Here is an 11,763-nt window from a genome sequence, read left to right as displayed (position 1 = left end):
CGACCCCGGCTACTTAGCGTACGTGAAGGCGCCGTCGTTCCAGACGTAGAGGACATAGCCCTGAGCGGTGACGTCCCCCTTCCCGTCGAACCCCACCGAGCCGAGCACCAGGTCGAAGCGCTCCGCGTGCAGGGTGGCGGCGATCCGCTTCGAATCCGCCGTCTTCGCGAAGTTGCCGGCGGCCACGAGGGCCTGGAGGGCGGCGTAGCCGTAGATCGTCGAGCCTTCGGGCTCGACCCCCTCGGCCTTGAAGGCCGCGACCACCGCGGCGGCCTCCGGCTTGCGGCGGGGATCGAGGTAGAAGGTCATCAGCACGCCGTTGCTGGCCGGCCCGGCGATGGTGGCGAATTCCTGGGTGGCGATGGCGGAGGTCCCGAACCATTGCGGCTTGAAGCCCCGCTCCGCCGAGATCCGCACGAGGCGGCCCATCTCGCGGGCATCGCCGCCGTAATACGCCACCGCGATCCCGGCCTCCTTCAGGCGGTCGGCGAGGGCCGCGTCATCGGCATCCCCCGCCGCGAAGGCGGTGGCGATGGCCTCGTTGATGCCGATCCGGTTGAGGTTCTCCTTAGTGGCGGCCGCGAGGTTGCGCGAGCCCGGCGTCAGGTCGTTGAGGATGGCGATCTTCTTCTCGCGGAACCGCTCGGCCAGCACGGTGGCCGAGAGCTTGGCCTGATCGTCGTCGCGCCCGCAGACCCGGAAGATCGTCGGCAAGCCCCGGTCGGTGAGCTTGGCGGCGACGGAGGCGGCGGTGATCATCACCGTGCCGTTGGCGGCGTAGACCTCGGAGGCCGCCAAGGAGGCGTTCGAGCAGACATGGCCGACCACGAGGCGCACGCCCTGGGTCGCGTAGTGGTTGGCCACCGCCACGGCCTTGTTGGAATCGCAGGCATCGTCCTGCACGTCGAGCACGATGGTCTGGCCGTCGAGTCCGCCCTTGGCATTGGCGTCGCGCGCCGCGGCCTGGACCCCGCGCAGGACCTGCTCGCCGACGGCCACGTAGGCGCCCGAGCGCGGGACGGCGACGCCGATCACCACGTCGGCCCGGGCCGGTGCGGCGCCGAGGATCGCGGCGGCGAGGAACAGGCTGCCAGCCAAGCCGCTGCCAGCCAAGCCTCCGGCGCGCCCGAAGCGCCGGGCCGCGCGTCTGAACCTCATCCCGCCCCGTCTCACGCCTCGGTCGACCTCGCTTACAGATAGAGGCGGATCGGCCAGCCGCCAAGGTTCGGCGCACGCACCGGGTCCACGGCCCGGTGCCTGCCGGCATCGCTCGAGCCCGAGCGACCCGTGCGCGATGCCGCGCCAGAACGCAAGAGGGACCTGCAAGGGGGACCTGCAAGAGGGACCTGCGGCGCGGGCGCGCCCGCCCGGGGCGCGCGCCTTATCGGGCCGTCGCGTAGACCGAGGCGCCGGCGGTGATCGGCGCGGTGACGGTTGAGAAGACGGAGAGGACCTTCTGGACTTCGGTGAAGGGGGCGTTGGAGACGTAGACGAGGTCGCGGTTGCGCATGCGGAAGGCCTGGGTGAGGAACAGGCTGTTGGGGTCGCGCATGTTGATTCGGTAGACCACCGGCACCAGGGGGGTGCCCAGCAGCGGGCTGCCCGGCTTCAGGCGGCGCACCACCGCGGCCGGCTCGAAGCGGAAGATGAAGGTGCCCGAGGGATCGGCCTGGAAGTCGGACAGGCCGCGCGCCTTGGCGAGCGCCTGGGCGAGGGTGATGCCCTCGGCCTGGAACGGGATCTCGGTGGCGTTGCCCAGCGCGCCCACCGCCAGGAAGGTCTGGGGATCGCGCACCAGGGTCAGGGTGTCGCCCGGGCGCAGGAAGATGTTCTCGGCCGGGTTCGACACCACCGTGGTCAGCGGCACCGTGGCGGTCTGCGGGCCGCGCGAGAGCCGCACGAAGGTCTCGTTGACCGGCGCGCGCACGCCCCCGGCGGTGGCGACCACGTCGAGCAGGCGGTCGCCCTTGCCCGAGAGCGGCACCCGGGCCCCGGCCACGACCTCGCCGGTGACGGTCACGGTCTGGGACACCGCCTTGGTCACCGAGACCAGCACCTGGGGCTGGATCGCCTTGCCGGCGAGCTCGGTCTCGATCAGGGCCTGCACGTCCTGGGGCCGGCGCCCGGCCACCTGGATGCGCCCGGCATAGGGCACGCTGATGGCCCCGTCGCGGGGCACCACCTGCTCGGGGATGAGGGCGGACTTGGAGCCGGCCGAGAAGCGGTCGGCCACCAGCGGGCCGGAGAACAGACCGCCCGAGCCCGCCTCCCAGACCGAGACGGCCACGTAGTCGCCGACCCCGATCACGGGCTCGAGGGAGGGACGCCGGTCCCCGAAGGAGGCCAGCAGGCTGTCCAGCGCACGCCCGCGCAGCGCCTCGATCGTGGCCGCCGACAGGTCCACGATCTCGTAGCGGGCAAACGTCCCCTCGCTCGTGGACACGTCCGCCCCATCCACAACCGCACCCGTCGTCGGTCCGGCCGCGGGCAGAAGCGACGAGCAGCCCGACACCGTCAGGGCGGTGCCCAGGACGGTGCAGAGGGCCAAAGGCAGTGCGCGCATGCGGGATCGCCTGTCGGTTTCTCTCATGGGCTGCCTAGACCATCGCCGGGTCTCTGTCCGTGGCGGCCGGGACACAGTCTCGCGGTGAGCACCCGTGACCCGCCCTTCGTCCCCACTACCCACGTCTTTCCCAAAAAATCGTGTCCGCGACGATACTTGAAAGGAGCAACGCGTTGTGCGTTCTCGTCGGGACGACATCACTAAATTCGCCTAACCTGGGTTTCGGCAGAATCGGATTCGATGACAGCGTCGTTCGACTACACACCGCCTGGGCTCGCCCAGGGTGTTCCGGGATCGGTCCGACGGCGGCACGTCTTCTATATTCCCGGTTACGATCCTGAGGGCAGCAGCCGCTATCGAATGCTGTTCGTTCGAGAGCTGGCCCGCTACGCCAAGCGCTTCGGAGAGCCGAAACGCGCGGTGTCCGGGGCCCATCTCAGCGCCGACGGGCTGGTTCAGAGCTGGCGCGTGGCCGGCCAGCCTGCCACGCAGGGCGCCGAGACCACCTACGACGTGCTGCTCTGGGACGACATCGTCCGCGCGGACTTCCGGCGCCGGCGTCCGCTCAGCGTCGCCCTCCTGGTCGTCGGCACCCTGCAGGCCATCGTCTGCGGCCTGATGCTGCGATTCTACCGGCTGAACTGGAAGTACGGCAACATCATCCTCTACCCGCTGGTGATGGTCCTGCTGCTGGCCCTGTGCACCCTGGCCATCGCCGCCTTCGTGCACGCCCATCTCGGGACGGCCTTCGGGCACAGCCTCGGATGGCCGCTCTGGGTGACGCTGCCGGTGGGCCTCCTCATGGGCCTCGCCTGGATCAAGGCGATGGAGGCCTTCCTCAACCGGATCTTCTTCTGGCAGCTCCTGAACGACTGGGTCTTCAACTGGCAGCACGGCCAGGGGCGAAGACCGGATTACGAGCGCCGGCTGGAGGCCTTCACCGCGCATATCCTCGCCCGCTGCACCACCCTGTCGGCCGGCGACCCCCTCGACGAGATCCTGATCCTCGGCCATTCCTCGGGCGCGCTGAGCGCCGTGGAGGTGGCCGCCCGGGTCCTCGCCCGCGATCCGCATCTCGGCACCGGCGCGACCACGCTCGCCCTCGTCACCCTGGGGTCCGGCCTGCCCCTGGTGGCGATGCAGGGCACGGCGAAGGGCCTGCGCTGCGAGATCGCCAGCCTCGTGACCTCGCAGCGCCTCGTCTGGGCCGATTTCCAGGCGCCCCAGGACTGGATGAACTTCCCCGGATTCAACCCGGTGGTGCACCTGGACCTCGACCTCCAGGGCCGGGCGGTCGCCAACCCGCTGGTGCGCTCGGCCCGGTTCCGCGAGATCATCAGCACGGAGACCTACCGGAAGGTGCGCTGGCGTCCGTTCCGGATGCACTTCCAGTTCCTCCTGGCCAACGACCGGCGCGGGTACTACGACTTCTTCGCGATGACGCTGGGCCCGCAGCGGCTGCGCGAGCGGGCGCTCGACCCCATTCTGCCCGACCCCGCCTGGCCTGACCCCACCTCGCCCGACCCCGCATGGCCCACCCCCGCCTCGCGGAGTCCCGATCCGCCCGATGCCTGTCCGGGGACGCCGCTCGCCTCCTGAGGCCGGGGAGGCCCGCCTTCGCCCGGCATGTTTGCGCACAGCCTCCGCACCCCGCGGCCTGCTAAGAGGCGGGGGCCGGCCCAGCCGGGGCGGCTGCCAGGAAGGGACGCACGATGTCATCAGGCCAGATTCCGGTCCCGGGCGGCAGGCCCACGGTCCTCGTGGTGATGGGCGTCTCGGGCTCGGGCAAGAGCACGGTGGCGTCCCGCCTCGCCGAGCGCCTCGACTGGACCTTCGTCGACGGCGACAGCTTCCACAGTCCCGAGCACGTGGCCAAGATGCGGGCGGGGCACCCCCTCGACGACGACGACCGCGCGCCCTGGCTCGCGGCGATCGGCGCCTGGATCGACACGCAGTTGCAGCGGCGCGCCCCCGGCGTGGTGGTCTGCTCGGCCCTGCGCCGGGCCTATCGCGACGTGCTGGTGCGCGGTCGCGCAGGGGTCCGGATCGTCTACCTGGAGGGCGACCGCGCCCTGATCGAGGGCCGCCTCGCGCGCCGGCAGGGGCATTTCATGCCGGCAGGCCTCCTCGACACCCAGTTCGCGATCCTGGAGCCGCCGGCCGCCGAGGAGAATGCCGTGGCGGTGCGCATCGATGCGGCCCCCGAGACCATCGTGGCAACGATCGTGGCCCGGTTGGGATTGGAGGAGGGCACCCCGCAACCCTGAGCCCCCCGGTTTCCATGCCCCAGTCCTCCGAACCGACCCCCGCCGCGATCGCCCTGGTGATCTCGGACGTCGACGGCACCCTGGTGACCACCGACAAGAGCCTGACGCCCGCGACCCGTGCGGCCGTGCGGCGGCTGGAGGCGGCGGGCATCGCGTTCACCATCGCGTCGAGCCGGCCGCCCGTGGGTCTGAAGTCGCTGGTGGCCGAACTAGGGCTCACCCTGCCGATGGGAGCCTTCAACGGCAGCACCCTGGTCGCTCCCGATCTCACCCTCCTGTCGGAGACGCTGATCCCGGCCGAGGCCGCCCGCGAGGCCGTGCGGCGCTTCGCCGAGGCCGGACTCGACACCTGGGTGTTCGCGCAGGGGCAATGGAACCTCACCGATCCGCGCGGGCCCTACACCGACCTCGAGCGCCGGACCCTGCAGGCCGAGCCGAACGTGGTCGCGGACCTCGCCCCCCTCCTGGACCGGGCCGCCAAGATCGTCGGCGTCAGCGCCGATGCGGCGCACCTGGAGGCCTGCGAGGCGGAGACCGCCGCGGCGCTGGCGGGGCGGGCCGACGTCCATCGCTCGCAGGCCTATTATCTCGACGTGACGCCCCCCGGCTCCGGCAAGGCCGCCTTCGTGGATGCCATGAGCCGGCATCTCGGCCTCGACCGCGCCCGGATCGCGACCCTGGGCGACGCGGCCAACGACGTGCCGATGTTCGCCCGCAGCGGATTTTCCGTGGCCATGGGCAACGCCGCACCGGCGGTCCAGGCCGCGGCGCGGGCCGTCACGGCCACGAACGACGCGGACGGCTTCGCCAAAGCCATCGACGAATTCATTTTGCGGCGCTGAGGCGACCGCCGCCCCGTCGACCGCCCGGGGCCGCGAGGTCCTTGGCAACATTGGCGAATCGCTTCGGACACAATCCGGACACGGCCGCGGCGACTGTGCCATGTGCGACACAGCACATGGGGAAACGGTCACGCTCGGCCCGCCGGAGCCGCTTTCCGGCCTCAATTCGCCCGGACCTTGACCGTCCAAGAACAAGGACGATCCGGGTCTCCGATGAACCAGCGCTTCCTGCTCCTCGCCGTCGCGGCGGTCGCCATGCCGTGCGGGATGCTCCCGCCCGGCGCGGCCCTGGCCCAGGGCACGGCGGCGCGGGACAACATCGATGCGCTGATCGAGCAGCAGGCCAAGGCCAACGGGGTGCCGTCGAGCTTCGTCCACCAGGTCGTCAAGCGCGAGAGCAACTACAACCCGAACGCCAAGGGCGGCAGCGCGCTCGGGCTCATGCAGATCAAGCACGCGACCGCCCGGGGCCTCGGTTACCAGGGGGATGCGGCGGGCCTGTTCGATCCGCGGGTGAACCTCCGCTACGGCATCGCCTACCTCGCCGGCGCCTACCGGGCCGCCAAGGGCGACATCGCCCAGGCCTACAATTTCTACAACCGGGGCTACTATTACGCCGCCAAGCGCCTCGGCATCGAGACCAGCGTCCCCGAGGATCTGGAGACGCCGAAATCCGGTGAGGCCTTCGCGAACGCCTTCGCCCGCGCCGACAGCCCTGCCGTCACCGCCGCCAACACCGCGCTCGCCTACGCCCCGAGCCCCGCCGCCAACGGCGTTCCCACCGAGACGGTCGCGGTGCCGCTGCCGCCCCGCCGGCCCACTTCCCTCGCCGGTCTCGGCACGGTCGAGGTCGCGGCCCTGGCGCCGGCCGACGCCGCCCCGGCTCCCGCCGCGGCCATCAGCCCCCATCCCGGCATCGTCCCGGGCATGACCCAGGCCGGCGCCCAGGTCGAGGCCGTGTTCACGGAGACGATCGAGGTGCCGCTGCCGCCCCGCCGTCCGTCGGCGCTGGCCCTGGCCGCGGTCGGCCGGCCGGTGGTGGCGAAGAAGGCCCCGGTGGCCGGCACCGTGCTCGAGGCTTCGGCCCTGCCGCCCGCAGCGCAATAGGCCGTCCCCGTCCTCGCTCCCTCCCGCGCGGCGTTTGCGCGCAAGGACGGTCCCGACCCGGCTCGGCCGTCACGGCGCCGAGGGAGACATCACAGGGCCGATTCTCCGGCTTTCCCCCGTTCTGGTGCCCCTGACCGCTTGCGTCGGACCGCACCTCGCCTCACATGGTGCAATGCGAAGCCCCGTGCTTCGGTCCGGCTCGGCACGATCATCGCAACGATCCGGGCGCGTTGTTCCGACTTCGGATATCCGCGTTGTTGTTGTTTGACAGATTCGAAACGCCGAAGCTGGGCATAATATTTCCACACCCGTGAGCATAGCTCAGGGATCGACCCCCTGTTGTGGCATCCTGCGTGCGGGCTTCGGCCCGACCGCGAACCGAGGAAACGGACGACGGCATGGCCGGCGCGGTAGAACAAGAATCGACCTTCCTGGCTGATCTCGGCCGGCGGGTTCGTCATGCCCGGACCGTGCGGGGCCTGTCGCGCAAGCTTCTCTCGCAGACCTCCGGTCTGTCGGAGCGCTACATCGCGCAGCTCGAGAGCGGGCAGGGCAACGTCTCGATCATCCTGCTGCGCCGGGTCGCCAATGCCATGGGCGTACGCCTCGACGACCTGATCGCCGGGCAGGAGACCCTGCCGGATTGGCACGTGATCCGCGATCTCCTCGGCAACGCGTCGCCGGAGCAGGTCGCCCTGGCCAAGGGCATCCTGTCGGGCCAGTCCTCGGCCAGCGGCGAGGCTCCGCAGCCGCGCGTCGCCGTGGTCGGCCTGCGCGGCGCCGGCAAGTCGACCCTCGGCCGCCGGGTCGCCGACCGCCTGGGCTGGACCTTCGTCGAGCTCAACGCCGAGATCGAGCGCGAGAACGCGCTCTCGGTGAAGGAGATCTTCGCGATCTACGGGCAGGAGGGCTACCGCCGCCTGGAGCAGGCGGCCCTGCGCCGGCTCACCGAGCATCCCGGTCCCCTCGTGCTCGCCACCAGCGGCGGCATCGTCGCGGAGCCCCTCACCTACGACCTGCTCCTCCAGGCCTTCTTCACGATCTGGCTGCGGGCCCGGCCCGAGGAGCACATGCAGCGCGTGCGCGACCAGGGCGAACTCACCACCACCGGCGACCACCCCTCGGCCATGCAGGAACTGCGCGCCGTGCTCGCCAGCCGCGAGCCGCTCTATGCCCGCGCCTCGTCGGTGGTCGACACCTCCGACGTGCCGGTCGACGTGATGGTCGACCGCCTGGCCGAGGCGATCGAGGCCCGGTTCGGAACCCTCGACCACCGCCGCAGCGCCTGACGCGCCGCGTTCCGACGAACGCGATCCGGACGGCCTCTCCGGTCCGGTCGCCCGCCCGGATGCCGCACGGACTTGATCGACCGTGCACGGCACACCAAGCTATGGACCGCACGGCCCGGCACCGGTTTCCTCTGCCGGCCCGCGCACCGACAGGTACAACCATCCCTTAGCGCCGGGAGGCGGGAGCAGAATCCCGCCGACGCGGCGCGACCCGCGCGGCGAGTCTCGGTATACACAGGGCCGCCGCGACGTGCCCGGTCCAGAGGAGGACCCGATGTCCGCCAGCCCCTTCCCCATCGCCGCGAAAGGCGCCGAGCCGCTGGCGGTGTGCGATCCGATCTGGGCGCGCCTGCGGACCGAGGCCGAGACGATCGTGCGCGAGGAGCCGCAGCTCGCCTCGTTCATCGTGGCGACCGTCCTCAACCACACCTCGCTGGAAGGCGCCGTGGCGCACCGCGTGGCAGCCCGCCTCGGACACGCCTCGCTGCCGGCCGAGCTCATCGCCCACGGCTTCTTCGAGGCGATCACCGCCGAGCCGAGCCTCGGCCAGGATTTTCGCGCCGACATCGCCGCGGTGCTCGATCGTGACCCGGCCACCAGCCGGGCCATCGAGCCGGTGCTGTACTTTAAGGGCTTCCACGCCATCCAGGCGCATCGCCTCGCCCACTGGTACTGGACGGCCGGGCGGCGCGACCTCGCCCTCTACCTCCAGAGCCGGTCCTCCGAGGTCTTCCAGACCGACATCCACCCGCAGGCCCGGATCGGACGCGGCATCTTCCTCGACCATGCCACCGGCCTCGTGGTCGGCTCCACGGCGGTGATCGAGGACGACGTCTCGATCCTCCACGCCGTCACCCTCGGCGGAACGGGCAAGCAGGGCAGCGACCGCCACCCGAAGATCCGCCACGGCGTGATGATCGGTGCCGGCGCCAAGATCCTGGGCAACATCGAGGTCGGGGCCTGCGCCCGCATCGCCGCGGGCTCGGTAGTGCTGCGCCCGGTGCCGGCCAACACCACCGTGGTCGGCGTGCCCGCCCGCGTGGTCGGCACCGCCGGCTGCGCCGAGCCGTCGCGGGCCATGGACCAGCTCGTCGCCATGGACCAGTTCATCCACATGGCCGAGGGCATCTGACGTCGGGCCCGACAGGCCGGCCTCGGTCCGAGGCGCGGCTTGCCCATCCCCCGACGGCGTGGCAAGCGGGGGCCAGCCCGGCCCCGGCCGCCGCCGGCAGGCCCTCGGGGCCGCCGCGCGCGACCGGCCATGAGCCGGAAAACGACCCGAACGCGAGAGGCGATCAGCGTGAACAAGACCGACATTGTGAAGGTGCAGGACTACCTCCGCCGGACCTTCGCCAACACCAACATCCGCCTCGTCCCCCGCCCCAAGAAGGACGACTCGGCCGAAGTCTATATCGGCGAGGAATTTCTCGGGGTGGTGTCGGTGGACGATGAGGATGGCGACCGTTCGTTCAACTTCGCCATGGCGATCCTGGACATCGACCTCGAGGATTGAGGTCTCTCGCCTGCCGCAGGGGCGATCCCGCCGCACGGGCCTGTGCGTGGATTTAACCCTGACGGCAGGAAACCCTTAACGTTTCGTAAACGACGCGGCACACTGCGCGCCACATCGCCTCTCGATGGTGGAGCGTACGCGTCATGACCCTCAGCCCCTCGGCCCTCGACTCCCTGCAGACCCTCTGTGTCGGCCTTGCCCTGTCGGGCCTGCTCGCCAGCGCCTTCGAGCTGTTCACCGAGCGCCGTGCGAGCTTCAGCCTGCTGGAGCGCGGCGGCGTCACGGCGGTGGCGGCCCTGCCGATGCTGGCCTTCGGCGCGCCCTTCATCATTCTGCGCAACACCGTGCGCGGTCGCCGGCTGGAGCGCCGCCCGATCCCCTTCGTGATGATCGCCACGATGATCGCCTGCGGCTGGAGCCTGATGTCGGGCCGCGTGGCCCTCGATCTCGCCCACCTGATCGCGGGGGTCTGAGTATCCGTCGCCGGCCCCGGGCCGGTCCCGGCAAGCACTTTCCGGCAAAAACCTCCTGGGCAAACACTTCCCGGCAAGCACCCGGACCGCCGAGACAAAGAAGGCCGCTCCTCCCAGGGGCGGCCTTTTGCGCGCGCCCTCAGCGGTTGGCGGTGGCCACCGGCGACGCGCCGCCGTTCAGGGTGACCCAGGCCAGGCCGTCCTGTCCTTCGCGCTTGATGAAGGTGTAGCCGGTGCGCGGGCCGGACAGGACCGCGTTGGTCTTGTTGTCGAGGATCAGGTCGCCGCGATCGGTGCGGACCATCAGCACCGCGTGTCCCTCGCCGATCTCGTCGATGACGACGGTCATGCGCAGGGCCCGGCGCGGAAGCCCGCGCTCCACCAGCATCCGGCGCTTGAGGAGTTGGTAGTCCTCGCAGTCGCCGAAGCCGTCGTCGGGATAATCCCAGCGGTCGACCACCCCCCAATGGGCGAGGTCGGTGATCGGCTTGATCCGGGCGTTCACCCGCCGGTTGACCCGGTTCAGCAGGTCTCGGATGCGTGGGGTGAGGGCGATGACGGCCGGCTGCGTCGTGTCGACGGTGCATTCGGCGGGCATCCGGGCGCAGAATGCGGTCCAGGCGGCGACCGGCCGGGCGGGGGCGCCTTCGTCCAGGGCCGCGGCATCGGGCAGGGCCGCGACAGTCTGGGCCTCGGTGCTGGCACCGCCGATGAGCAGGATGGTCCCGACGAGGCCGAACTGCACCGTGCGGGCGAGGCGTCGCCAAAGTCTCCCGCGCGGCCCGTGCGGCAATCCCTCGACGCTTCGCAGTATCGCGTGCCGCATGCCGGTCGCCCTGCCATCCCCTGGTGGAGCGACAAGGTTTACACGGGAACGATCCCGGCTCAATCAGAAAGTTAAACCCGCGTTAACGCGCGCCCGGGCGCGTTGGTTCCACACAGGTTCGTGCGACGAGAGGATGTTTTCGGATCGCACCGTGCCGTCGGGACGGCCGGGACCCGTGAGCCCATTCGGCCTGCACCGGCTTGCTCAGCGGTTGGCGGTGGTGACGGGCGAAGTCACCCCCCCAAGCGAGACCCATGCCACCGTATCCGCGGACTCGCGTTTGATGAAGACGTAGCCCGTCCGGTACCAGGCCAGGACCTCGCTGGTCTTGTTGTCGAGGATGAAGTCGCCACGGTCGGTAACCAGGGTCAGCACGGCGTGACCCTCGCCCTTCTCGTCGATCACGACGGTCATCCGCATCGCCCGGCGCGGCAGGCCGGCCTCGGCGAGGAGCTTGCGCTTGAGCAGCTGGTAATCCTCGCAATCGCCCGAGCCGTCCTCGGCGAGGTCCCAGCGATCCGGCACCCCCCAGTGCTCCTGGTCCGTCACGGCGTGCAGGGACTTGTTCACGCGACGGTTGACCGAGACGATGGTGCTCCAGAGGGCCGGCGTGAGGGCGATGCGGTTGGGCTCGTTCGCGTCGATCACGCATTCCGCGGCATAGCGCTGGCAGAAGGCGGCCCAGGCCGGCAGCGGACGGGCCTCGGCCAGGGTCATGGCAGCGGGGGAGGGCGTGGGCAGGGCCGCCAGGGTCTGGGCCGTCGACGCACCGGTCGTCAGCGCGGCCAGCACCGCGAGCAGGATCAGCGCAATCGTCTTCGTCCGGTCCATGGCGGCGTCCTCACGTCCTATGCCGCCAGGGTGCCGCCGCGGGGCCTGTTCC

The 11,763-nt window shown here is 70.8% G+C and carries 12 protein-coding genes; 8 read left to right on the top strand and 4 right to left on the bottom strand.

The window, feature by feature from the left end; all coding sequences use genetic code 11:
* Positions 1 to 9: 9 nt before the first annotated feature.
* Positions 10 to 1,158 (bottom strand): branched-chain amino acid ABC transporter substrate-binding protein, encoded by a 1,149-nt coding sequence (locus tag AC1MGR_RS14960; RefSeq protein ID WP_108039198.1) that lies wholly within the window; start codon positions 1,156 to 1,158, stop codon positions 10 to 12.
* Positions 1,159 to 1,381: 223 nt separating this feature from the next.
* Positions 1,382 to 2,563, bottom strand: coding sequence for a polysaccharide biosynthesis/export family protein (locus AC1MGR_RS14955; RefSeq protein ID WP_480232108.1), 1,182 nt, complete (start codon positions 2,561 to 2,563; stop codon positions 1,382 to 1,384).
* A gap of 240 nt (positions 2,564 to 2,803) precedes the next feature.
* On the opposite strand from AC1MGR_RS14955, the gene AC1MGR_RS14950 reads away from it, so the two are divergent.
* The 8 genes from AC1MGR_RS14950 to AC1MGR_RS14915 all read left to right on the top strand — a co-directional run bounded on the left by AC1MGR_RS14950 (position 2,804) and on the right by AC1MGR_RS14915 (position 10,054).
* The gene (locus AC1MGR_RS14950) at positions 2,804 to 4,162 is read left to right on the top strand and encodes an alpha/beta hydrolase (RefSeq protein ID WP_480232107.1); all 1,359 of its coding nucleotides are present in this window, start codon (positions 2,804 to 2,806) and stop codon (positions 4,160 to 4,162) included.
* 113 nt (positions 4,163 to 4,275) lie between these two features.
* Positions 4,276 to 4,830 carry a gluconokinase gene (locus tag AC1MGR_RS14945; protein WP_108040125.1) on the top strand — a complete coding sequence of 185 codons (555 nt, stop codon included), beginning with the start codon at positions 4,276 to 4,278 and terminating at the stop codon, positions 4,828 to 4,830.
* A 14-nt stretch (positions 4,831 to 4,844) separates the two neighbouring features.
* Positions 4,845 to 5,672 (top strand): Cof-type HAD-IIB family hydrolase, encoded by an 828-nt coding sequence (locus AC1MGR_RS14940; protein WP_480232106.1) that lies wholly within the window; start codon positions 4,845 to 4,847, stop codon positions 5,670 to 5,672.
* A 213-nt stretch (positions 5,673 to 5,885) separates the two neighbouring features.
* Positions 5,886 to 6,779 (top strand): transglycosylase SLT domain-containing protein, encoded by an 894-nt coding sequence (locus AC1MGR_RS14935; protein ID WP_480232105.1) that lies wholly within the window; start codon positions 5,886 to 5,888, stop codon positions 6,777 to 6,779.
* A 353-nt stretch (positions 6,780 to 7,132) separates the two neighbouring features.
* A complete protein-coding gene (locus AC1MGR_RS14930; RefSeq protein ID WP_480232104.1) occupies positions 7,133 to 8,068 on the top strand; it encodes a helix-turn-helix transcriptional regulator in 936 nt (311 codons plus the stop codon).
* Between the two features lie 274 nt (positions 8,069 to 8,342).
* A complete protein-coding gene (gene cysE / locus AC1MGR_RS14925) occupies positions 8,343 to 9,200 on the top strand; it encodes a serine O-acetyltransferase (RefSeq protein WP_108040117.1) in 858 nt (285 codons plus the stop codon).
* Positions 9,201 to 9,368: 168 nt separating this feature from the next.
* A complete protein-coding gene (locus tag AC1MGR_RS14920) occupies positions 9,369 to 9,581 on the top strand; it encodes a DUF3126 family protein (protein ID WP_055950709.1) in 213 nt (70 codons plus the stop codon).
* A 143-nt stretch (positions 9,582 to 9,724) separates the two neighbouring features.
* Complete coding sequence (locus AC1MGR_RS14915) at positions 9,725 to 10,054, top strand: DUF6949 family protein (protein WP_055950713.1); 330 nt, start codon at positions 9,725 to 9,727, stop codon at positions 10,052 to 10,054.
* Positions 10,055 to 10,193: 139 nt separating this feature from the next.
* Here AC1MGR_RS14915 and AC1MGR_RS14910 read toward each other — a convergent pair whose 3' ends face one another.
* Both AC1MGR_RS14910 and AC1MGR_RS14905 read right to left on the bottom strand, forming a co-directional pair.
* Positions 10,194 to 10,880 (bottom strand): transglutaminase-like cysteine peptidase, encoded by a 687-nt coding sequence (locus AC1MGR_RS14910; RefSeq protein WP_108040115.1) that lies wholly within the window; start codon positions 10,878 to 10,880, stop codon positions 10,194 to 10,196.
* Positions 10,881 to 11,084: 204 nt separating this feature from the next.
* On the bottom strand, positions 11,085 to 11,711 hold the full coding sequence (locus AC1MGR_RS14905; RefSeq protein ID WP_480232103.1) for a transglutaminase-like cysteine peptidase: 627 nt from the start codon (positions 11,709 to 11,711) through the stop codon (positions 11,085 to 11,087).
* Positions 11,712 to 11,763: the final 52 nt, after the last annotated feature.

The sequence above is a fragment of the Methylobacterium sp. BI1 genome, assembly GCF_056680125.1.
The sequence above is the reverse complement of the archived record's forward strand: the minus strand, read 5'-3'. Positions and strand labels throughout refer to the sequence as shown.

What these genes read in the sequence shown, in the direction of transcription:
- AC1MGR_RS14960 (WP_108039198.1), bottom strand. Translation starts at nt 1,158, where the DNA reads ATGAGGTTCAGACGCGCGGCCCGGCGCTTCGGGCGCGCCGGAGGCTTG.
- AC1MGR_RS14955 (WP_480232108.1), bottom strand. Translation starts at nt 2,563, where the DNA reads ATGCGCGCACTGCCTTTGGCCCTCTGCACCGTCCTGGGCACCGCCCTG.
- AC1MGR_RS14950 (WP_480232107.1), top strand. Translation starts at nt 2,804, where the DNA reads ATGACAGCGTCGTTCGACTACACACCGCCTGGGCTCGCCCAGGGTGTT.
- AC1MGR_RS14945 (WP_108040125.1), top strand. Translation starts at nt 4,276, where the DNA reads ATGTCATCAGGCCAGATTCCGGTCCCGGGCGGCAGGCCCACGGTCCTC.
- AC1MGR_RS14940 (WP_480232106.1), top strand. Translation starts at nt 4,845, where the DNA reads ATGCCCCAGTCCTCCGAACCGACCCCCGCCGCGATCGCCCTGGTGATC.
- AC1MGR_RS14935 (WP_480232105.1), top strand. Translation starts at nt 5,886, where the DNA reads ATGAACCAGCGCTTCCTGCTCCTCGCCGTCGCGGCGGTCGCCATGCCG.
- cysE (WP_108040117.1), top strand. Translation starts at nt 8,343, where the DNA reads ATGTCCGCCAGCCCCTTCCCCATCGCCGCGAAAGGCGCCGAGCCGCTG.
- AC1MGR_RS14915 (WP_055950713.1), top strand. Translation starts at nt 9,725, where the DNA reads ATGACCCTCAGCCCCTCGGCCCTCGACTCCCTGCAGACCCTCTGTGTC.
- AC1MGR_RS14910 (WP_108040115.1), bottom strand. Translation starts at nt 10,880, where the DNA reads ATGCGGCACGCGATACTGCGAAGCGTCGAGGGATTGCCGCACGGGCCG.
- AC1MGR_RS14905 (WP_480232103.1), bottom strand. Translation starts at nt 11,711, where the DNA reads ATGGACCGGACGAAGACGATTGCGCTGATCCTGCTCGCGGTGCTGGCC.